Origin of the sequence: Aeromonas sp. DSM 116730, from assembly GCF_046581335.1 — a bacterium.
In the GTDB taxonomy this organism is placed as follows: Bacteria; Pseudomonadota; Gammaproteobacteria; order Enterobacterales; family Aeromonadaceae; genus Aeromonas; species Aeromonas rivipollensis.
Genome location: NZ_CP144265.1, coordinates 550,216 through 570,258, shown reverse-complemented (window position 1 = coordinate 570,258; position 20,043 = coordinate 550,216). Strand labels below are relative to the sequence as shown.

The window sequence follows — 20,043 nt, the reverse complement described above, 5'->3', positions numbered from 1 at the left end:
GCCAGAGGCGCCAATTATTGCAGCCACCGCCGCTAACCACCAGCCCTGTTCATGTACAGGGCCTTAAGGGACGCGAGATACATAGGCATAGGCGCGGCCTGGAATGGGGGTCTTGTTGCATCGATCGACTCTGCATCCAGGGAAGAGGGGCATATTTATCTGCAGATTTGCTCAAGCCCCCGCACATCAGCCCCTGTTCACCGATGCTTTGGCGGCGGGGTGAGAATGACTTTGACAAGCCTGTGACCATTTAGCACAATCAAACGCCACTTTTTTTCCGCGGGACAATAATTTATGACAACTGAATCCCCAAGCTACTCCACCATCGAGCAGGCCTTCTCTCTTGGGAACGGGCAAGATTCTGCCCTCAACTGGTTGCGCAAGAACCGCAGTCAGGTCGCCATCTTCCTGGTGAGCGGCATCAAGCTGGAGGGGACCATCAGCGGCTTCGACCAGTACAGCGTGCTGTTGACCGATGCCCATGGCAATCAGCAACTGGTCTACAAGGCCAAGATCTCCACCATCGCCATGCACTCAGGTCGCCCGGCGGTCAGCATCCAGCGCGCCCGCAAGCCACGGGTCTCCATGGCCCCGCGCCCCCACGGCGGCCCGAGCCGTTATGACGACAATCAGGGCGGTAGCAGCGAGCAGTGATGCTCGCCTCCTCCTCGCTCTGAGCTTGCCGCTGCGTCAATCGGTGACGACGCGCATCCCCACTCTCATGTCATGCCTGTCCCGTATGAGAGTGGGTCTTCTCCCCCAGGCGGCCTCGATGGCCAACCCGTTTGCTCAGTAGGTCAATCCGACCGGCTTCCCTTCCTTGACCATGCACACCTGCATGCCCGCGGCCTCACCGGCCTGCGCCCCTATGCCAGTGTCCTCGAACACCAGACAGCCCTCAGGCTCGACTCCGAGTCGCTGTGCCACCAGCAGGAAGGTATCCGGGTGGGGTTTGTGCAGCTCCACATCGTCGGCGGTCACCACCACGGGGAAGTAGCGATCCAGCCCGGTATTGCGCAGCACGGCCTCGGCATTGATGCGGGGTGAACCCGTGCCTATGCCCATGGGGATGAGACCGTGATAGCGCCTGACCAGATCCAGCATGGCCGGGAAGGGGGTCGCCTTGTGCAGGTTGGCAACGTAGTGCTCCGTCTTGCAACGCGTCACCACCAGCGGATCCAGCGCTATCTGCTGCACCTCGGCCACCAGCAAGGCTATCTTGCGACTGGGCATGCCACCCAGCTCATAAAACCAGTCGGCATCGAACTGAAAGCCAAACTCGCGGGCGGTATGCTCCCAGGCGGCCAGGTGCAGGGGCATGGAGTCCACCAGGGTGCCGTCGAGGTCGAAGACCAGGCCTTGAAATCCGGAGAGGGTCATGGTGCAGGATCTGTCTGTGGAAAATGGGCCCCCATTCTAGCCAGACCCGGGAATCATCGCCACGCATCAAGGGGCGAGAAACGCTTGCGACCACATTTATGCCGAGGAAGAGGGCCGCCCCCTGATGCCGCGACAAAGGAGAGAGGGCCGGCGTCAGCGATAGGCCAGGGTACAGGCCCGCCCCTGGGACTTGGCGTGATAGAGCGCCTGATCCGCCTGCTCGGTCAGGGTCTGCCACCCCTTGTCCGAGGAGGGGATCAGATAGCTGAAGCCGATGCTGACGGTGAGCGTCGCCGCCACCCGGGAGGCCGGATGGGGGATCTGCAGGGCTTCCAGTCCCTGGTGGATCTGTTCCGCCAGTCGCTCCGCCTCCCCGTGTTGCGGGGCGCACAGCAGGATCACGAACTCCTCGCCGCCATAGCGGGCCACCAGATTGGTGCGCCGCCGCTCCGTCTCCTGCAGCAGGGCCGCGACCCGTTGCAGGCACTGATCCCCCTTGCCGTGGCCGAAGTGGTCGTTGTAGGACTTGAACTCATCCACGTCTATCATCAGCACCGCCAATACCCCCTGATGGCGACGGGCCCGCTCCCACTCCCGCTCCATGGTGATATCCCATTGACGGCGGTTGGCGATCCCGGTCAGGGGATCCTCCAGCGACAATAAGGAAAGACGCCGGTTGGCCTCCTCCAGCGCCCGGTTGGTGTCGGCCAGCTGCCGGGTCCGCTCCTGCACCCGCAGCTCCAGGTCACGGTTGAAACGCTCGAGCGCCGCCTGGGTGCGCTGGCGGATCAGCAACTGGGAGAGCACGGCGGCATACTGCTTGAAGATCTCGCTCTGATACGCCTTGAGCGGGCGGCGCCAGAGCAGGTTGTCGGCGGCGATCCAGCCGATGGGGGTACCCCCGTCCCAGAGCGACACCATGGCATTCCAGCCGCGCCCCACCTCCTGCTTCTCGTAATAGAGCGGGGTGTCTTCCAGCACCAGCACATAGTCCTTGCGGCGCAGTGCCTCCTGCACCGTGGGGTGCTCCGGAATGGGGCTGATGAAATGGCGCTCGTCGATGAGCTCACCCGCCTCGTTGGTGCCCCAGGTCCCGTGCATGGTCTTGAATTCGCTGTCCGTCAGGAAGATGGCGATGCGATCGAACTGCAACTCCTGGCGCGCCAGCACCACGGCATCGTGCAGCAGGCGATCCTCGCTGTCACAGCGCGACAGCTTGACCCCCACCTGGTGCAGCGCCTGCAGCATGCTGAGGAAGGAGTCCTGCAGGGCCTGGCTGCGGACGAGGTCGGCCTGGGTATGGATCCGCTGATCCCGCTCCAAATCGACCTGACCGGCGAGCCGCCGGCTCTCCAGCTCGGCGGCGAGGTAGTGCATCAGCAGTTGTATGCTCTGCTGCTGGCGCCTTGGCAAGCGATCGAGGCGGCGCCGGGTTTCCAGATAGACCACGGCCTCCAGCCCCTTGTGGCGTTTGAGCGGGAAGCAGGCACGCAGGCGCGGGGCCTCAGGCTCGACGCTCTCCCAGATGGCGCTGGACGGCGCGATTGGCTCTACCAGCAACTGGCCGAGATCGAGGGAGCGCTCTATGAAGAGGAGGGGCAGGTCGAGGGAGCCGAGCAGATCGGCGCTCAGGCAGAGCAAGCCCTGCTCGGGCCTGTAGTGATAGAGCTGGGGCGTCGGTGCCCGCAGCCACAGATAGATCTGCTCGGCCTCGGTCTTTTCTCTGACCGCGGCCAAGGTCACTTCACAGAGATGTTCAAAACTGGTGAAGTGCTCCGGATCCCATTCTTGCATGCCAATTCATCCTTGGTTGTATCCAAGCGAGTATATCGGCAAAGCCTGGCCATTAATTGACCTGGCAGTCAAAAGCGAGATCCAGAGCCCAGTTTTTACAACAGATTCAACGCCTGCATGGCGGCGCGGATCCGCTCGCGGGTAGCGTCAGACAGCGGCATCACCGGCAGACGGCACTCCTCGCTGCACAGACCCAGCAGGGAGACCGCGTATTTGGCACCGGCCGGGCTCGGCTCGGCGAACATGGCCTGATGCAGCGGGATCAGCTTGTCCTGCAGCTCGCGGGCGGCTTGCCACTCGCCGGCCAGGGTCAGGTTCTGGACCTCGGCCACCAGCTTGGGGGCCACGTTGGCCGTCACCGAGATACAACCCTGGCCACCACCGATGTTGTAGGCGACGGCGGTGGCGTCTTCACCGGAGAGCCAGGCAAAGGGCTTCTTGATGAGCTGACGCTCGGTCCAGGGGCGGGCCAGATCACCGGTGGCGTCCTTCACGCCGGCGATGCGCGGCAACTCGGCCAGGCGGGCCAGGGTCGCCGGCTGCACATCGACGATGGCGCGGGGCGGAATGTTGTAGACAATGATGGGCTTGGTGGTGGCGTCATGGACCGCCTTGAAGTGGTGGAACAAGCCTTCCTGATTCGGGCGGTTGTAGTAACCGGCCACATGCAGGGTGGCATCCGCCCCCATCTGCTCGGCGAAACGGGTGTATTCGATGGCTTCGACCGGGTTGTTGGACCCCGCACCGGCGATGACAGGGATCCGTCCCGCCACCTGCTTGACCACCAGCTCCACCACCCGGCAATGCTCGTCGTGGGTCAGGGTCGGGCTCTCCCCCGTGGTACCGACCGGCACTATGCCATGGGTCCCCTGCTCTATGTGCCACTCCACCAGGCGAGCCAGTGCGGCCTCGTCCAGCTGGCCCTGTCGAAATGGAGTGATCAGGGCAACTATCGAACCTTGAAACATGGGATTTCCTTCTCCTAAACAGATGGATTGGTCAATAAAAAGCCCCGGTACGGGGGTCGCTACCGGGGCTTGAATCGTCTCAGGGATGAGAGGTTACGCGCGCACGCCAGCAGGCCCGAATGTCAGGCTGTGTTTATGCTTTCGTTTCGATACGCATGACCGCATTGCATCATCTCTGGATAAATAAGGTGTCTGGGCATATTTCGGGAACACAGCATAAATGTCAAGGCGAAAGCGGCCATGTATAATGGCCGCCCAAAAAAGCGTGGAGAGTCCCAATGAGCCGTCCTGTCAGTGCCGTCAGCCAGATGCTGGAACGTAATCAAGCCCTCTTTGTCGGCAAACGGCTGTTGGTGTGTGGCGCCATGGAAGATGATTACCCTCGTCAGCTTGCCGAGCTGGCCGACACCCTGACGGTCTTCACCACAGACTACTGCTATTTCCTCAGCCAGCAGGCGGCCCTGGGTGAGCGCATCCTGTTCGATCACCAGCTCGGCGGCGCCCCTCGTTTCGATGCCCTGCTGCTGCTGATGCCCAAGGCCAAGGCCGAGGCGCAATATCTGCTGGCCATGATGGCGCCGCTGCTCGAAAGCGGTGCAGACCTGTTCCTCGCCGGCGAGAACCGGGGCGGCATCAACGGGGCCGACAAGCTGCTGGCCCCCTATGGCGAGAAGCCGATAAAACGCGACTCCGCCCGCCGCTGTTCCCTCTATCACGGCGAGCTCGGCAAGCCGGTCGCCCCCTTCGAGCTGGATGCCTGGTTCAGCCGCTATGAGTGCAAGGCCGGGGATACCGAGCTGACCGTCATGGCACTGCCGGGGGTCTTCAGCGCCGACGGGCTGGATCTCGGCAGCCAGATGCTGCTGGCGAGCCTCCCTCCCATGACGGGCAAGCTGCTCGACTTTGGCTGTGGCGCCGGCGTCATCGGCTCCATCTTGGCCAAACGCAACCCGGCACTGACGGTGAACATGGTGGACATCAGCGCCCTGGCGCTCGAGTCCAGCCGCCGCACCCTGGCGGTCAACGGCTTGCAGGGACGAGTCTATGCCTCTGATGTCTATTCCGATATTGCCGAAAGATTCCAACATATCGTCTCGAATCCCCCCTTCCATGCCGGGCTCAAGACCTTCTATGCCGCCACCGAAACTTTCCTGGCAAGGGCCCCCGAGTTTTTGACCGCCGATGGCGCCCTGACCATAGTCGCCAATGCCTTCCTGCGTTACCAACCTATACTGGATACGCACTTCAAACGGACCGAAGTGATAGCCGGCGATGGCAAATTCAAGGTGTATCTGAGCAAAGCCTAAATAAGTGCAACGGTTGTAATAAAACAAGTAGAGAGTGCCAGACGGGATCTGCTAAGGTACCAAGAAAACGTTTACCACCCCTTTAGGGGTGTTTTTTCGCGGCAACATGAAAACCTTTTCAAGGTATGAATTCAGGGAGAGAAATACGATGGCAGGCATACTCACCATGATATTGGCTGGTGGCGAAGGAACCCGACTCCAGCCACTGACCACCACCCGCAGCAAGCCCTCTGTCCCCTTTGGCGGCAGCTACCGCTTGATCGACTTCGTGCTCAACAACTTCGTCAACGCCGACTTCCTGCGCATCTATGTGCTCACCCAGTTCAAGTCCCAGTCCCTCTACCTGCATATGAAGAAGGGCTGGAACATAGTCGGCATCACGGATCGCTTCATCGATCCCATTCCGGCCCAGATGCGGATGGGCAAACGCTGGTATGACGGCACCGCCGACGCCATCTACCAGAACCTGCGCTTCATCGAGATCTCCGACCCCGAGCACGTCTGCATCTTCGGCTCCGACCACATCTACAAGATGGACGTGAGCCAGATGGTGAGCTTCCACAAGCAGAAGGCCGCCGCCCTGACCGTGGCGGCCCTGCGCATGCCCATAGAGGAGGCGAGCGCCTTCGGGGTGATCGAAGTGGATCAGGAGGGGCGCATGATAGGTTTTGAAGAGAAACCCAGGCATCCGAAGCCCATCCCCGGGGATCCCACCCAGGCCCTGGTCTCCATGGGCAACTACATCTTCGAGACAGAGGCGCTCTACCGCGAGCTCAAGCGCGATGCCGCCGAGGAAAACTCCAGCCACGATTTCGGCAAGGACATCATCCCCAGCCTGTTCCCCCGCGCCCCCGTCTATGTCTACGACTACAGCACCAACGTCATCCCCGGTGAGAAGCCCAACGTCTACTGGCGCGATGTGGGAACCCTGGATTCGTATTGGCAGGCGCACATGGACCTGGTGGCCGATGATGCCCCCTTCTCCCTCTACAATCGCAAATGGCCGCTGCACACCCACTACCCGCCCCTGCCCCCCGCCACCTTCATCGACACCGATGAGTGCAAGGTCAAGATTGCCAACTCCTTGATCTCCGGCGGTTGCTTCATCCAGGGCAGCCAGATCCAGCGCTCCATCCTGGGTTTCCGCTGCAACATAGGCCCCTGCAGCCACATCAGCGAATCCGTGCTGCTCGGGGATGTGAAGATAGGTGAAGGCTGCTCAATTCGACGCGCCATCATCGACAAAAACGTTGAAATTGCACCCGGCACCGTGATCGGTGAGAATCTGGACCATGACAGAGAGCGATTTACCGTATCCGAAGGCGGAATCGTCGTGGTACCTAAGGGAGCAAGAGTTGGCTATTAACCCACTGAAAGTCCTGTTTGTAGCCTCTGAGGTTGAGGGGTTGGTGAAGACCGGGGGCCTGGCGGATGTGGCCAAGGCCCTGCCGCAGCATCTCGCCCGGGGGGGTCACGACGTTCGCATCATCCTGCCCTTCTACAAGACGCTCAAGCGCCGGGACGAGGCCGTTCTTCTCGCCTCGCGCTGGTTGCCCACCCCTCAGGGGCGGGACGACATCAGCTATCGCATCTATCAGCTGGAACTGGACGGGATCTGCGTCTATCTGCTCGATTGCCCGCCCTATTTCGAACGGCCCCAGCTCTATGCCGAGAACAATCAGGCCTACCCCGACAACGGCGAGCGTTTCGCCTTCCTGGCGGCGGCGGCCCTGCACGCCTGCGAGCAGCTGAACTTCGCCCCTGACATAGTTCACTGCAACGACTGGCACACCGGCCTGCTGCCGCTGCTGCTCAAGACGCGCCACGCTCACAATCCCTTCTTCCAACGCACCCGGTCGGTCATCAGCATCCACAATGCGGCCTTCCAGGGGGTGTTCGATCGCCAGCAGTTCTGGGCCGTGCCGGAGATCCAGGACTACGAGCAGCGCATCAACTACGACTACGGTCACATCAACCTGCTCAAGTGCGGTGTGCTCTATGCGGACAAGATCAATGCGGTCAGCCCCAACTACGCCAGCGAGCTGCTGACCCACCTGGGTGCTCACGGCATGGCCAGCGTGTTCCAGCAACGGGCGAGCGACCTGCGCGGCATCCTCAATGGCTGCGACTACCAGGATTGGGATCCCGCCTTCGATCCCCTGCTGCCCGCCACCTATGACGCCGACCACCTGGCCGGCAAGCACGCCTGCAAACGGGCCCTGCAGCAGGAAACGGGGCTGCCCGTCGGCAACCTGCCCATCTATGGCATGGTGTGCCGACTGACCGAGCAGAAAGGGGTGCACCTGCTGATCCCGGCCTTGGACAAGTTTTTGCAACATCAAGTGCAGGTGGTGATCGTAGGTTCCGGCGATCCCTCCCTCGCCGCCCAGTTGCAGACCATAGCCCAGCAACATCCCGACAGGTTCGCCTTCATCAATGCCTATGACGACCGTCTGGCCCACCTGGTGGAAGCGGGCGCCGATTTCTTCCTGATGCCCTCCCTGTTCGAGCCCTGCGGCCTCAACCAGATGTACAGCCTGGCCTATGGCACCCTGCCACTGGTAAGAGCCGTCGGCGGACTGAAAGATACAGTGGTGGACTGGGATGCCGAACCGGAGCACGCGACCGGGTTCTGCTTCAACGATCCCACCGCCAGCACCTTGCTCGATGCCATGCGCCGCAGCCTGCTCCACTACCTGCAGGAACCGGAGCGGTTTGCCCGCGTGCAGCAAAATGCCATGCACACCCGCTTCGACTGGGCCGACTCTGTTCCCCTGTACGAGCAGATGTATCAGGATGCACTGGCCCCGGCGTGACCCAGATTGCTGAAGTTTTGTGCCCTTGATACGGCTTTATCCGTCAACAGCGAAAAAAGTCCCCTTTGGCTGTTGACGGCCCCCCAAAACTCTATAGAATCCCCCACCGCAGTGATGCGAAGGTGGCGGAATTGGTAGACGCGCTAGCTTCAGGTGTTAGTGTCCCACGGATGTGAGGGTTCGAGTCCCTCTCTTCGCACCATACTGCAACATGCTCCATCGATGGCATGTAAAACAAGATTGATGACAATGTGCGAAGGTGGCGGAATTGGTAGACGCGCTAGCTTCAGGTGTTAGTGTCCCACGGATGTGAGGGTTCGAGTCCCTCTCTTCGCACCATGCTTTTATCAGACAGCATGTAAATCCAGACTGATAACCCGAATGTGCGAAGGTGGCGGAATTGGTAGACGCGCTAGCTTCAGGTGTTAGTGCCCCCCGGGTGTGAGGGTTCGAGTCCCTCTCTTCGCACCATGCTTTTATCAGACAGCATGTAAATCCAGACTGATAACCCGAATGTGCGAAGGTGGCGGAATTGGTAGACGCGCTAGCTTCAGGTGTTAGTGCCCCCCGGGTGTGAGGGTTCGAGTCCCTCTCTTCGCACCATGATTCTGACATGTAAACACAGAGCAATGCGCTCCAACCGCATTTAAAACCAGCTGGAGAAAATCAGTGTGCGAAGGTGGCGGAATTGGTAGACGCGCTAGCTTCAGGTGTTAGTGTCCCACGGATGTGAGGGTTCGAGTCCCTCTCTTCGCACCATTCATTCTGCAAAAGGCCCATCACGAAAGTGACGGGCCTTTTGTTTTTGCACCTGCCATGGCTATGCTGTTGAGGATGCCATGCCACCACAGGGGTTTTCCCATGATCCTGGATACCGACATTCACAACTTCTATGAGCATCTGGTGCTCAAAGAGATAGAAAAACAGGGACTTAACCAGAGACTGACCCCCTACCAGCTGGCCGATCTCTGCTGCCTTACCCTCAATCAGCTCCCCTCTCACTACATACGTCACAACGTCGACATGATCTACTTCACCACGGATGCCGAACGCACCGAGATGGAGCAGAAGGTCATGACCTCACTGCGCCTGGCCTATGACAAGATCCAGGCCGTTCCTTCCCGCTGAACGGCTCCTATAGCCAGCTTTGCTGCCAGAGCAGGGTGACGACCCCCGTCATGCCCGCGACCGGCAGCAGGATCAGCGCCGGCCTCAGCCTGGGTTCCAGCATGACCCAGGCTGCCAGCAAGAAGCCCAGACTCCACAGGCCGTACGCCTTGTCCTGACCCCAACCCAACACCGCCAGCAAGGCTGCCAGCAAGAGACACCGCACTATCCAGATCATGATGATGCTACCCACAGAATCAAACGATAACGATTATCGTTTGTGATTATGGGGAGTGCAATCGGACTTCTCTATGGGTTTTGGCTATTTGCCCTGCATCCGCCTGATATTCAAAAAAAGCGCCGATGAGATCAACTAATGAGTAGATTTATCAAACATTAATGCATTTTTGCTAAATAAGTTGGGATTTTGCGCCCCGGGTTTGTGGTAGATTGCGGCCTCTTTTTGGGCCGGCCCCTCGGGATACGTGTATCCACAGGACGAGAGGGACCGACCTTGGCGAGCAAGAGTTTAGGAAGTATCTATGCAAAACCAACAAAACCACATCCGATTGCCTGGCATGGCGCAGGTGTTTGCCTGCCTGGCCATTTTTCTGGCCCTGGCCTTTTCGTTCACCAGCGTGCTCGATCTGCCGATCCAGCTGGCGCTGTTCATCGCCTGGTTCGTCATCATGGGGCTCGGCATCCGGCTAGGCCATGATTACAAGTCCCTGGAGCAGGCCGCCGTCGACGGCGTCGCCAAGGGGATGGGCGCCATATTGATACTGGTCTCCGTCGGCGCCCTGGTCGGCACCTGGATCGCCGGGGGCATAGTCCCCAGCATCATCTACTTCGGCCTCAAGGTGATACACCCCTCCATCTTCCTGCTGGCGACCCTGATCATCTGCTCCCTCACCTCCCTGGCCACCGGTACCTCCTGGGGCTCGGCCGCCACGGCGGGGATCGCCATGATGGGCATAGGCCACAGCCTGGGGGTGCCTGCGCCTCTGGTGGCCGGTGCCGTGCTCTCCGGCGTCTACTTCGGTGACAAGCTCTCCCCCCTCTCCGACTCAGTGGTGCTGGCGTCGACCATGTCCAACGTCGACGTGGTGGAGCACATCAAGGGGATGCTGCCCATCAGCCTCTTCTCCTACGTCATCACGGCGGCCCTGTTCACCGTGGTCGGCATGCAATACTCCGGCAACGTCAGCCTGGAGCAGGTCAATCTGGTGATGGAGGCCCTCGACAAGCAGTTCAACATCACCCCGCTGGCCATAGTGCCGGTGATCCTCGTGCTGGGCCTGCTGGCAAACCGCAAACCCGCCTTCCCGGTGATCAGCTTCGGCGCCCTGCTGGGTCTGGTGTGGGCCATCCTGTTCCAGGACATGGACCCGGTCAAGGCGATGCACTCCGCCTACAGCCCCTTCCCCATCACCTCAGGGGTCGGCTTCATCGACAACATCCTGGGTCGCGGCGGCATGGAGTCCATGCTGGGCTCGGTGGCCGTCATCATCTTCGGTTTGGGCTTTGGCGGCCTGCTGGAGAAGGTCGGCATACTGGCGGTGATCGCCAGCGCCTTCGAGAAGCGCATCAACAGCGTCGGCAGCCTGACCAGCCACACCATAGGCACCGCCTTCCTGGCCAACGTGTTCGGCTCCGCCATGTATGTGTCGCTGATCCTGACCCCCAAGATCATGGCCAAGAACTACGACCGGCTGGGGCTGGCGCGCAAGAACCTCTCCCGCAATGCCGAGTTCGGCGGCACCCTCACCTGCGGCATGGTGCCCTGGAGCGACAACGGCATCTTCATGGCCGGGGTGCTGGGGGTGGCCACCCTCGACTACCTGCCCTACATGTGGCTCAGTTTCACCTGCATCATAGTGACCATCACCCTCGCCTACCTGGGCAAGGCGGTGAACCGGGTGCCGGTGATCGAGGCGGCCAGCTCCCGCTAGCAACAGGAAAAATAATGATAAAGGCGCCATCACGGCGCCTTTTGCTTGGAGGAAGTTCGGGGTTAAGCTGGCAGCCAACCTCGTCGCCCGTGGCAGGATGCCCAGATGAATTTTACCTTTCGCCAGATCCGTTACTTCGTGGCCGTGGCCGACAGCTTCTCCGTGAGCCGCGCCGCCGCCGAACTGCACATCTCCCAGTCGGCGGTCACCAGCGCCATCCGCGAGCTGGAGACAGAGCTCGGCGCCGCCCTGTTCGAGCGCAACCCGCGCGGCGTCACCCTGACGGCCCAGGGCCACCAGTTCCTGCTCCATGCCAGGCGCATTCTCGGCGCCATGACCGAAGCCGGCCAGTCCCTCAAGGCGGTAGCCCAGCAGGATCAGGGGCAGCTCACCATAGGGGTGACGACGCTGGTGGCCGGCTACTACCTGTCGGAGGCGATCGGCCGCTTTCGCCGTGCCTTTCCGGCGGTGCGCATCGAGGTGAAGGAGGATGAGCAGCCGTTTCTGGAGCATCAGATTGTCAACGGCGAGGTGGACGTGGGGATACTGATGACCAACCGCACCATACGCCAGGAGGCGTTCGATACCGAGCTGCTGACCCGCTCCCCCCTGCGGCTCTGGCTCGCCGCCAACCACCCCCTCTGCGCGGAATCGACCCTCTCCCTCAAGGCCCTGGGGGACGAGCCCATGATCTCGCTCACCGCCGATCAGCTGGATCAGATCATAGGGGCCGGCCTGCGCCGCTACGGCATTTCCCCTCGCACTGTGCTGCGCACCGCCTCGGTGGAAGCGGTACGCAGCCTGGTGGCGAGCCAGCTCGGGGTCGCCCTGCTGCCGGACTTTGCCTATCGCCCCTGGTCTCTGGAGCAGGAGCGGGTGGAGGCCCGCCCCATCAAGGAGCCCATCCCCGCCATCGACATCGGTCTGGTGTGGCGCCGCGGCTCGCGGCTCGACTGGACCGCCCGCGAGTTCATCGACATAGCGCGGGATCAGAGCCGGCTGCGGGCACGTCAGCCGGTCTCCCGCTAGCCAGCACCCTCAGGGTGATCGCCACACTGCCATCAAAAACAAGATTCATCTGCACTCGATATCGATTTGGCAGATACCTCTGGCGTTAAAAATTGAAATTCTCATTACCACTGCCTTCTCCTACGCTCATGACTGGTTAACAGGATGTTAATTGCTATTGCGGCATCGCATGGCTCCAGATCATGCAAGGAGAGCAAGATGAAACTGACCCCCCTGACCCTGGCCCTGATCCCCGCCCTGCTGGCAGGCCAGACCCAGGCCGCCCCGACCGAGCTCGGCAAAGGTGAAGGCCAGCTCAATATCGTGGCCTGGGCAGGCTACGTGGAGCGTGGCGAGACCGACAAGAACTACGACTGGGTGACCGGCTTCGAGAAGGAGACCGGCTGCAAGGTCAGCGTGAAGACGGCCGCGACCTCGGACGAGATGGTGGCCCTGATGAACGAGGGGGGCTTCGATCTGGTGACCGCCTCCGGCGACGCCAGCCTGCGCCTCATCGCGGGGGGCAAGGTGCAGCCGCTCAACCTGGCGCTCATCCCGAGTTACAGCAAGATAGACCCCCGGCTGCAGAATGCCCCCTGGCACACAGTGGAGGGCAAGCACTACGGCGTCCCCTACCAGTGGGGCGGCAACATACTGATGTACAACACCAAGGTATTCCCCAAGGCGCCGGACTCCTGGTCCGTGGTGTTCGAGGAGCAGACCCTGCCGGACGGCAAGTCCAACAAGGGGCGGGTCCAGGCGTTCGACGGCCCCATCCACATCGCCGATGCCGCCCTCTATCTGATGACCCACCAGCCGGCACTCGGCATCAAGGACCCTTACGAGCTGAACGAGGAGCAGTACAAGGCCTCCCTCGATCTGCTGCGCAAGCAGCGCCAGCTGGTGGGGCGCTACTGGCACGACGCCTTCGTCCAGATAGATGACTTCAAGAACGAGGGGGTGGTGGCCTCCGGCTCCTGGCCCTTCCAGGCCAATGCCCTGATCGCCGACAAGCAACCCATCGCCACCACAGTGCCCAAGGAAGGGGTCACCGGCTGGGCCGACACCAGCATGGTGCACAGCGAGGCCAAGCACCTGACCTGTGCCTACCAGTGGCTGGAGCACTCCCTCAACAACAAGCTGCAGGGGGATCTCGCCTCCTGGTTCGGCTCTGTGCCCGTGGTGCCCGCCGCCTGCGAGGGCAATGCCCTGCTGGGCAAAGAGGGCTGCAAGACCAATGGCATAGACAACTTCGACAAGGTGCACTTCTGGCGTACCCCTGTCTCCCAGTGCAAGAGCCAGGGTACCTGCGTCCCCTACTATCGCTGGGTTTCCGACTATATCGCCATCCTGGGTGGCCGCTGAGTCCAGACAGTCCACACCAGCAAGTCGCCCCACCACGGGCCGGGGGGAGACCCGGCCCTGTTCGATGACAAGGACGTACCATGACAGCCGTACAATTTGACCGGGTCAGCCGCCACTATGGCGAGGTGAAGGCGGTCGACGACATCTCCTTCCAGATCCCCTCCGGAGAATTCTTCACCCTGCTGGGCCCAAGCGGTTCCGGCAAGACCACCTGCCTGCGGATGATCGCGGGCTTCGAGTACCCGAGCGAGGGGGAAATCCGCCTGTTTGGCGAGCCCTGCTCCCGGGTGCCGCCCTATGATCGCAACCTCAACACCGTGTTTCAGGACTACGCCCTCTTCCCCAACATGGATGTGCGGGACAACATCGGCTACGGCCTGATGATCAGGGGAGTGCCCAAGGCGGAGCGCCACCGCAAGGTGGAGGAGATGCTGGAGCTGGTGCGCCTGCCCGGCGTCGGCAGCCGCAAGCCGGGGCAGCTCTCCGGCGGCCAGCGCCAGCGCATCGCCATCGCCCGGGCCCTCATCAACCAGCCGCGTATCCTGCTGCTGGACGAACCCCTGGGGGCGCTGGATCTCAAGCTGCGCGAGCAGATGCAGCTTGAGCTGAAAGCCTTGCAGCGCCAGCTCGGCATCACCTTCATCTTCGTCACCCACGATCAGCAGGAGGCGCTCTCCATGAGCGACCGCATCTGCATCTTCAATCAGGGCAAGATCGAGCAGATAGCCGCGCCCGATACCATCTACGACGCCCCGGCGACGCCGTTTGTGGCCCGTTTCGTTGGCACAGTCAACCTGTTCGAGGGGGAGCAGGCCCGGCGGCTGTGCGGTGACGAGCGCCAGATGATGGTGCGCCCGGAGCGGATCCGGCTCGGCGAGGCCGGCATGCCCGGCTGGTCCGGCGAGATCCGCGAGGTGGAGTATCTGGGCCCCTTCGTGCGCTACCGGGTCAGCCTGGGAGAGCAGCTCGAGATCATCGTCAACCACCCCAACGAGGGACAGGCCCGTCTGGCCCGTGGCGCCCGGGTCAGCCTCAGCTGGCCTGAGCAGGCCATCCACCGCCTGAGTGCCTCAGGATCGGGGGCTCAGCCATGAGCCTCCCCCACTGTGCGAGTCTAGCCATGAGCCACGCCACCGAACCTGCACGCTTGCGGCCGCTGCGGCGCCTCTCCACCCTGCTCTACGGCCGTCCCGGCCTGCTGCTGGGGATACTGCTGGGGCCGCCCCTGCTCTGGCTCGGCATCATCTATGTCGGCTCCCTGCTGATGCTGCTCTCCAACGCCTTCTTCGGGCTGGACGAGTTCAGCGGTCAGGTGCGTCACGAGTTGGGGCTGCAAAATTTCATCGCCCTGCTGCGGCCGGAAAACCTGGACGTCATCGGCCGCACCGTCGGCATGTCGCTGCTGGTGACCCTGGCCTGCGCCCTGCTCGGCTTCCCCATCGCCTACTACATGGCGCGCTACACCAGCGGCAAGACCCGGGCGCTGTTCTACGTGGGCATCATGCTGCCGCTCTGGTCCAGCTATCTGGTGCGGGTCTATGCCTGGAAGCTGATCCTGGCCAAGGAGGGGGTGATCAGCTGGCTGGCGGACAGCCTGGGGCTGGAGTGGCTGCTGGATGGCATCCTCTCCCTGCCGATGATTGGCGGCCCCTCCCTGTCGTTTTCGCGGCTCGGCACCTTCATCGTCTTCGTCTACGTCTGGCTGCCCTTCATGATCCTGCCCATTCAGGCGGCGGTGGAGCGTATTCCGCGCTCCCTGCTGGAGGCGAGCAGCGATCTGGGGGCGACTCCGGCCCAGACCTTCCGCACCCTGATACTGCCGCTGGCACTGCCCGGCGTGGTGGCGGGCTCCATCTTCACTTTTTCCCTGACCCTTGGTGACTACATCATTCCCGGCATCATAGGCAACTCGACCATGTATATAGGCCAGGTGGTCTACATGCAGCAGGGCACGGCGGGCAACCTGCCCTTCGCCGCCGCCTTCTCCCTGGTGCCCATCCTCATCATCGCCATCTACCTGACCATTGCCAAACGTCTGGGGGCCTTCGATGCGCTCTAATCCACCCATGAACCAGGCCTCCGGCCTGCTCAAGTACGCGGCCATCGGCGGTCTGCTGTTCCTGCACTTCCCGATCCTGTTCATCTTCCTCTACGCCTTCACCAGCGAGAGCAAGAGCTACCAGTTCCCGCCCCCCGGGCTCACCCTCAAGTGGTTCGAGGTGACCCTGAACCGCCCCGACGTGTGGCGCGCCATCCAGCTGTCGCTGGAGGTGGCCGGGCTCGCCACCCTGGCAGCCATGGTGCTCGGCACCCTGGCGGCGGGAGCCATAGCCCGCAGCCGCTTCTTCGGCCAGGAGGTGGTCTCGCTCTTGCTGGTGCTGCCCATCGCCCTGCCCGGCATAGTCACAGGCATAGCGCTGCGCTCCGCCTACGGCCTGATGGAGATCCCGTTCAGCTTCTGGACCATAGTCATAGGCCACGCCACCTTCTGCGTGGTGGTGGTCTACAACAATGCCCTGGCCCGTTTTCGCCGCACCAACCAGTCCCTCATAGAGGCGTCCATGGATCTCGGGGCCGACGGCTTCCAGACCCTGCGCTATGTCATCCTGCCCAACCTCGCCACGGCGCTGCTGGCGGGGGGCATGCTGGCCTTTGCCCTGAGCTTTGACGAGGTGATAGTCACCACCTTCACCGCGGGCCAGCAGACCACGCTGCCCATCTGGATGTATCAGGAGCTGATCCGTCCCCGTGACAGACCCGTCACCAACGTGGTGGCCCTCATCATAGTGGCCGTGACCACCATTCCCATTCTGCTTGCCTACTACCTCACCCGCGACGGCCAGGACGTCGCCGGCAGTGGCAAATAATGACTCAACGCCTGCGCAAGGATGCAACCATGAAATTCTCTACCCAACTATTGATCGACGGCCAGTTCGTGACCGGTGACGGCCAGGCCGAGCCCATCCTCAATCCCGCCACCGGGGAGCTGATCGCCTCTGTGCCAGAGGCGTCGTTCGAGCAGGTGAACCGGGCGGTGAACGGCGCCCAGCGCGCCTTCGCCCAGTGGAGCCGCACCACCCCGGCAAGCCGCAGTATCCTTCTGCTGCGCCTGGCGGATGCCATAGAGCGCCATGCCGAGGAGTTCGCGGCGCTCGAATCCCTCAACTGCGGCAAGCCCTATCTGGCGGTGCTCAATGACGAGCTGCCGGCGGTGGTGGACTGCTTTCGCTTCTTCGCCGGGGCGGCCCGCTGCCTGCAGGGACCGTTGGCGGGGGAATACATAGAGGGACACACCAGCATGATCCGCCGCGATCCCATCGGGGTGGTGGGCAGCATAGCCCCCTGGAACTACCCGCTGATGATGGCGGCCTGGAAGATGGCCCCCGTGCTCGCCGCCGGCAATACGGTGGTGCTCAAACCCTCGGAGCAGACCCCGCTCACCGCCCTGCGCCTTGCCGAGCTCGCCAGCGAGCTCTTCCCCCGCGGCGTCATCAACATCGTCTGCGGCCGGGGTGAGAGCGTGGGAGCGCCGCTGGTGGAACACCCGCTGGTGCGCATGGTGTCGCTGACCGGTGACATCGCCACCGGCCAGAAGATACTGCAGAGCGCCGCCCGCACCATGAAGCGCACCCACCTTGAGCTGGGGGGCAAGGCGCCCGTCATCATCTTCGACGATGCGGATCTGGAGGCGGTGGTGGCCGGCATTCGCACCTTCGGCTTCTACAACGCAGGACAAGACTGCACCGCCGCCTGCCGCATCTATGCCCAGGGCAAGATCTATGACAAGTTCGTCGCCGCCATGACGGAGGCCGTGGCCTCCATCAAGGTGGGGGGCCAGCGTGAGGAGGGGGTGGAGATGGGGCCGCTCATCTCTGACCGCCAGCGCAACAGAGTCGCCAGCTTCGTGGAGCGGGCCCAGAGCAGCGGCCACGTGGAGGTGACGACTGGCGGCAAGATCCGCCCCGGCAACGGCTTCTTCTTCGAGCCGACCCTGATAGCCCACGCCCGCCAGGAGGATGAAATAGTGCGCCGGGAGGTGTTCGGCCCCGTGGTGTCGGTGACCCGCTTTGGCGACGCCGAACAGGTGGTGCAGTGGGCCAACGATTCGGACTACGGCCTCGCCTCCTCGGTCTGGACCCGGGATCTGAGTCTGGCCAGCAAGGTAGCCAGCCACCTGCAATATGGCTGCACCTGGATCAACACCCACTTCATGCTCACCTCGGAGATGCCCCACGGCGGCATGAAGATGTCCGGCTATGGCAAGGATCTCTCCCTCTACGCCCTGGAAGATTACACTGTACCGCGCCACATCATGGTCAAGCTCTGAACATGATTCAGGCTGGCCCCGGGGCCAGCCTGAATGCGTAAACAACGACCCAAATCCCCTGCCAGATACTTCCTCCTACGACAGCCGCCACAGCCAGTGGTGATCCAGAATAAGCAGACCAAACAGCAACATCAGGTGATAGATGGAGAAGCGGAAGGTGCGCATCGCCTGACCGGGGCGCTCCGAATACTTCAGCAACCAGCCATGCCAGCAGAACCCGAGGTTCAGCGCCAGACTGCCGATCAGATAGAGCAGCCCGGACATGCCGATCAGGTAGGGCAGCAGGCAGACCAGGGTCAGGATCAGCAGATAAAGCAGTATGGCCGTCTTGGTGAATGCTATGCCGTGGGTGACGGGCAGCATGGGAATGTTCGCACCGGCATACTCGTCACGCCGGTGGATGGCCAGGGACCAGAAGTGGGGCGGCGTCCAGGTAAAGATGATCATCACCAGCAGCCAGGGTTCGGCCGAGAGCCCTCCTGTGATGCTGGTCCAGCCCAGCAACGGTGGCATGGCTCCCGCCAGCCCGCCGATGACTATGTTCTGTGGCGTGGCTCGTTTAAGCAGCAGGGTATAAACGACCGCATAGCCAAACAGGCTGGCCAGGGTCAGCCAGGCGGTCAGGGGATTCACGCCCCAATAGAGCAAGGCGAAGCCCATCAACGCCAGCCAGAGTGCAAACGCCATCGCAGACTTGGGCCCGATCCGCCCCATGGCGACCGGTCGCCAGCGCGTTCTGCGCATCTGGGCATCGATGCCGTGATCCAGAGAGTGGTTCATGGCCGCGGCCGCGGCCGCCAGCAGCCCTATCCCCGCCAGCCCCAGCACCATCTCGTCAAGGGAGGACTGGGACGGCTCGGCCAGCAGCATGCCGACCCAGGCGGTCAGCAACAGCAAGGCCACCACCTTGGGTTTGGTCAGCTGGTAATAATCCCGCAGCAGCCGGAGGTCGATGAGGCCTGTCAAGGGCTTGCTGTTCATGTCTGACTCCTGATCGCCTCGGGCGACAGCAAGGGGGAAATCCGGGGGCGAGAGAGCCGCCCACGGGCCAGCACACAACACACCAGCAGGTGCGCCGCCACCAGGTTGTGCGCGAGTGCATTTGCCAACGGCAGGGCCAGGTGGACATTCGCCAGCCCCAAGGCAATTTGCACCAGCAGCAGGGTCAGCAAGAGCCCCCCCAGTAAACGCAGCGGGGCCCCCTGACGGATCAGGGCGAGGGCAAAGCCCCCCACCAGCAGGGCGGTGGCAAGGGCCCCCAGACGATGGGCAATATGGATGGTCTGGCGCGCCTCCTTGCTCAGCACCCCAAACTCATAGCTGGCGTGGCCAAGTGGCAGATGAAAGGCCTCCTCCCAGTTCAATTGCGCCTGCCAGCTCCCCTGGCAGAGAGGCAACTCGACGCAGGCCATGGCCGCATAGTTCGCCGACGTCCAGCCACCCAGCGCTATCTGCAGCAGCAGCACGCCACAGGCCGCATTGCCGAGCCAGGGCAAGCCCTGATCGCGGCAGACGGGCGCGTTCGCGGGGAAGCGCGCAAGCTCGGCCCGGTAGAGCCAGAGCAGAGTCAGGATGGCGAACCCGCCCAGCAGGTGGGTGGTCACCACCAGAGGGTGCAGCGCCAGCGTCACCGTCCACATGCCCAGGGCAGCCTGCCCAACCACCAGCACCAGCAAGGCCCCCGAGAGGCGACGCAGACGACCGCCAGCACGCCAGCTCAGCACGAACAGCAGCGCAATCACACCGCCCAGCACACCGGCAAAGTAGCGATGCACCATCTCGCTGCGCGCCTTGTGGGGCTCCAGCGGCGTGTCCGGGTAGAGATGGGCCGCCCGCTCTACATGCGCGGACTGGGGGACGGCCAGAGAGCCGTAACAGCCAGGCCAATCGGGGCAGGCCAGCCCGGCATCCGTCAGTCGGGTATAGGCCCCAAGCAGGATCACCAGTACCGCCAGCACGATTGCGATCGATGCCAGCCGCTTCTGTATCTTCATACGGCACCTCGCTGACGCTTGTCTC

The 20,043-nt window shown here is 62.4% G+C and carries 18 protein-coding genes and 5 tRNA genes; 17 read left to right on the top strand and 6 right to left on the bottom strand.

Features of this window, described 5'->3' with window-relative positions; genetic code table 11:
- The first annotated feature begins 294 nt into the window (after nt 1–294).
- Nucleotides 295–654 (top strand): RNA chaperone Hfq, encoded by a 360-nt coding sequence (hfq, locus tag Aeroheme_RS02795; RefSeq protein ID WP_106885723.1) that lies wholly within the window; start codon nt 295–297, stop codon nt 652–654.
- Between the two features lie 135 nt (nt 655–789).
- Here hfq and Aeroheme_RS02790 read toward each other — a convergent pair whose 3' ends face one another.
- The 3 genes from Aeroheme_RS02790 to dapA form a co-directional block, all read right to left on the bottom strand.
- On the bottom strand, nt 790–1,380 hold the full coding sequence (locus Aeroheme_RS02790) for an HAD family hydrolase (RefSeq protein WP_106885722.1): 591 nt from the start codon (nt 1,378–1,380) through the stop codon (nt 790–792).
- Nucleotides 1,381–1,533: 153 nt separating this feature from the next.
- A complete protein-coding gene (locus Aeroheme_RS02785; protein ID WP_289976400.1) occupies nt 1,534–3,174 on the bottom strand; it encodes a GGDEF domain-containing protein in 1,641 nt (546 codons plus the stop codon).
- Between the two features lie 95 nt (nt 3,175–3,269).
- Nucleotides 3,270–4,142 (bottom strand): 4-hydroxy-tetrahydrodipicolinate synthase, encoded by an 873-nt coding sequence (dapA, locus tag Aeroheme_RS02780; RefSeq protein ID WP_042648184.1) that lies wholly within the window; start codon nt 4,140–4,142, stop codon nt 3,270–3,272.
- Between the two features lie 278 nt (nt 4,143–4,420).
- Between dapA and rsmC the strand changes: the two genes are divergently transcribed.
- The 9 genes from rsmC to Aeroheme_RS02735 all read left to right on the top strand — a co-directional run bounded on the left by rsmC (nt 4,421) and on the right by Aeroheme_RS02735 (nt 9,393).
- Nucleotides 4,421–5,449 (top strand): 16S rRNA (guanine(1207)-N(2))-methyltransferase RsmC, encoded by a 1,029-nt coding sequence (gene rsmC / locus Aeroheme_RS02775; RefSeq protein WP_290070041.1) that lies wholly within the window; start codon nt 4,421–4,423, stop codon nt 5,447–5,449.
- 148 nt (nt 5,450–5,597) lie between these two features.
- Nucleotides 5,598–6,815 (top strand): glucose-1-phosphate adenylyltransferase, encoded by a 1,218-nt coding sequence (glgC, locus tag Aeroheme_RS02770; protein ID WP_411166646.1) that lies wholly within the window; start codon nt 5,598–5,600, stop codon nt 6,813–6,815.
- Nucleotides 6,805–8,265 carry a glycogen synthase GlgA gene (gene glgA, locus Aeroheme_RS02765; RefSeq protein ID WP_411166645.1) on the top strand — a complete coding sequence of 487 codons (1,461 nt, stop codon included), beginning with the start codon at nt 6,805–6,807 and terminating at the stop codon, nt 8,263–8,265. The genes glgC and glgA overlap by 11 nt, the downstream gene beginning before the upstream one ends.
- 116 nt (nt 8,266–8,381) lie before the next feature.
- Nucleotides 8,382–8,467 (top strand) — tRNA-Leu (locus Aeroheme_RS02760).
- Between the two features lie 51 nt (nt 8,468–8,518).
- Nucleotides 8,519–8,604: transfer RNA gene (locus Aeroheme_RS02755), tRNA-Leu, on the top strand.
- Between the two features lie 46 nt (nt 8,605–8,650).
- A tRNA-Leu gene (locus Aeroheme_RS02750) sits at nt 8,651–8,736 on the top strand.
- A gap of 46 nt (nt 8,737–8,782) precedes the next feature.
- Nucleotides 8,783–8,868: transfer RNA gene (locus Aeroheme_RS02745), tRNA-Leu, on the top strand.
- Nucleotides 8,869–8,938: 70 nt separating this feature from the next.
- Nucleotides 8,939–9,024, top strand: a tRNA-Leu gene (locus Aeroheme_RS02740).
- 102 nt (nt 9,025–9,126) lie between these two features.
- The gene (locus tag Aeroheme_RS02735) at nt 9,127–9,393 is read left to right on the top strand and encodes a late competence development ComFB family protein (protein ID WP_106885716.1); all 267 of its coding nucleotides are present in this window, start codon (nt 9,127–9,129) and stop codon (nt 9,391–9,393) included.
- Nucleotides 9,394–9,400: 7 nt separating this feature from the next.
- Here Aeroheme_RS02735 and Aeroheme_RS02730 read toward each other — a convergent pair whose 3' ends face one another.
- Nucleotides 9,401–9,610, bottom strand: a complete 210-nt coding sequence (locus tag Aeroheme_RS02730) for a hypothetical protein (protein WP_041206801.1) — start codon at nt 9,608–9,610, stop codon at nt 9,401–9,403.
- Nucleotides 9,611–9,914: 304 nt separating this feature from the next.
- On the opposite strand from Aeroheme_RS02730, the gene nhaC reads away from it, so the two are divergent.
- The 7 genes from nhaC to Aeroheme_RS02695 all read left to right on the top strand — a co-directional run bounded on the left by nhaC (nt 9,915) and on the right by Aeroheme_RS02695 (nt 18,024).
- On the top strand, nt 9,915–11,324 hold the full coding sequence (gene nhaC / locus Aeroheme_RS02725; protein ID WP_411166644.1) for a Na+/H+ antiporter NhaC: 1,410 nt from the start codon (nt 9,915–9,917) through the stop codon (nt 11,322–11,324).
- A gap of 105 nt (nt 11,325–11,429) precedes the next feature.
- Complete coding sequence (locus Aeroheme_RS02720) at nt 11,430–12,353, top strand: LysR family transcriptional regulator (protein WP_106885714.1); 924 nt, start codon at nt 11,430–11,432, stop codon at nt 12,351–12,353.
- A 198-nt stretch (nt 12,354–12,551) separates the two neighbouring features.
- Nucleotides 12,552–13,697, top strand: coding sequence for an ABC transporter substrate-binding protein (locus Aeroheme_RS02715; protein WP_139433915.1), 1,146 nt, complete (start codon nt 12,552–12,554; stop codon nt 13,695–13,697).
- An 80-nt stretch (nt 13,698–13,777) separates the two neighbouring features.
- A complete protein-coding gene (locus Aeroheme_RS02710; protein ID WP_408837128.1) occupies nt 13,778–14,791 on the top strand; it encodes an ABC transporter ATP-binding protein in 1,014 nt (337 codons plus the stop codon).
- Entirely contained in the window at nt 14,788–15,756 is a 969-nt protein-coding gene (locus tag Aeroheme_RS02705; protein ID WP_368169005.1) for an ABC transporter permease, read from the top strand. Before Aeroheme_RS02710 ends, Aeroheme_RS02705 begins: the two co-directional genes overlap by 4 nt.
- Complete coding sequence (locus Aeroheme_RS02700) at nt 15,746–16,564, top strand: ABC transporter permease (protein WP_106885710.1); 819 nt, start codon at nt 15,746–15,748, stop codon at nt 16,562–16,564. Before Aeroheme_RS02705 ends, Aeroheme_RS02700 begins: the two co-directional genes overlap by 11 nt.
- A gap of 29 nt (nt 16,565–16,593) precedes the next feature.
- Nucleotides 16,594–18,024 (top strand): gamma-aminobutyraldehyde dehydrogenase, encoded by a 1,431-nt coding sequence (locus tag Aeroheme_RS02695; protein WP_168235873.1) that lies wholly within the window; start codon nt 16,594–16,596, stop codon nt 18,022–18,024.
- A gap of 75 nt (nt 18,025–18,099) precedes the next feature.
- Here the strand turns inward: Aeroheme_RS02695 and cyoE are convergent, their stop codons facing one another.
- A complete protein-coding gene (gene cyoE, locus Aeroheme_RS02690; RefSeq protein WP_411166643.1) occupies nt 18,100–19,005 on the bottom strand; it encodes a heme o synthase in 906 nt (301 codons plus the stop codon).
- A complete protein-coding gene (locus tag Aeroheme_RS02685) occupies nt 19,002–20,018 on the bottom strand; it encodes a heme A synthase (RefSeq protein ID WP_368169002.1) in 1,017 nt (338 codons plus the stop codon). The genes cyoE and Aeroheme_RS02685 overlap by 4 nt, the downstream gene beginning before the upstream one ends.
- Nucleotides 20,019–20,043 lie beyond the last annotated feature (25 nt).

What these genes read in the sequence shown, in the direction of transcription:
- hfq (WP_106885723.1), top strand. Translation starts at nt 295, where the DNA reads ATGACAACTGAATCCCCAAGCTACTCCACCATCGAGCAGGCCTTCTCT.
- Aeroheme_RS02790 (WP_106885722.1), bottom strand. Translation starts at nt 1,380, where the DNA reads ATGACCCTCTCCGGATTTCAAGGCCTGGTCTTCGACCTCGACGGCACC.
- Aeroheme_RS02785 (WP_289976400.1), bottom strand. Translation starts at nt 3,174, where the DNA reads ATGCAAGAATGGGATCCGGAGCACTTCACCAGTTTTGAACATCTCTGT.
- dapA (WP_042648184.1), bottom strand. Translation starts at nt 4,142, where the DNA reads ATGTTTCAAGGTTCGATAGTTGCCCTGATCACTCCATTTCGACAGGGC.
- rsmC (WP_290070041.1), top strand. Translation starts at nt 4,421, where the DNA reads ATGAGCCGTCCTGTCAGTGCCGTCAGCCAGATGCTGGAACGTAATCAA.
- glgC (WP_411166646.1), top strand. Translation starts at nt 5,598, where the DNA reads ATGGCAGGCATACTCACCATGATATTGGCTGGTGGCGAAGGAACCCGA.
- Aeroheme_RS02735 (WP_106885716.1), top strand. Translation starts at nt 9,127, where the DNA reads ATGATCCTGGATACCGACATTCACAACTTCTATGAGCATCTGGTGCTC.
- Aeroheme_RS02730 (WP_041206801.1), bottom strand. Translation starts at nt 9,610, where the DNA reads ATGATCTGGATAGTGCGGTGTCTCTTGCTGGCAGCCTTGCTGGCGGTG.
- nhaC (WP_411166644.1), top strand. Translation starts at nt 9,915, where the DNA reads ATGCAAAACCAACAAAACCACATCCGATTGCCTGGCATGGCGCAGGTG.
- Aeroheme_RS02720 (WP_106885714.1), top strand. Translation starts at nt 11,430, where the DNA reads ATGAATTTTACCTTTCGCCAGATCCGTTACTTCGTGGCCGTGGCCGAC.
- Aeroheme_RS02715 (WP_139433915.1), top strand. Translation starts at nt 12,552, where the DNA reads ATGAAACTGACCCCCCTGACCCTGGCCCTGATCCCCGCCCTGCTGGCA.
- Aeroheme_RS02710 (WP_408837128.1), top strand. Translation starts at nt 13,778, where the DNA reads ATGACAGCCGTACAATTTGACCGGGTCAGCCGCCACTATGGCGAGGTG.
- Aeroheme_RS02705 (WP_368169005.1), top strand. Translation starts at nt 14,788, where the DNA reads ATGAGCCTCCCCCACTGTGCGAGTCTAGCCATGAGCCACGCCACCGAA.
- Aeroheme_RS02700 (WP_106885710.1), top strand. Translation starts at nt 15,746, where the DNA reads ATGCGCTCTAATCCACCCATGAACCAGGCCTCCGGCCTGCTCAAGTAC.
- Aeroheme_RS02695 (WP_168235873.1), top strand. Translation starts at nt 16,594, where the DNA reads ATGAAATTCTCTACCCAACTATTGATCGACGGCCAGTTCGTGACCGGT.
- cyoE (WP_411166643.1), bottom strand. Translation starts at nt 19,005, where the DNA reads ATGAACAGCAAGCCCTTGACAGGCCTCATCGACCTCCGGCTGCTGCGG.
- Aeroheme_RS02685 (WP_368169002.1), bottom strand. Translation starts at nt 20,018, where the DNA reads ATGAAGATACAGAAGCGGCTGGCATCGATCGCAATCGTGCTGGCGGTA.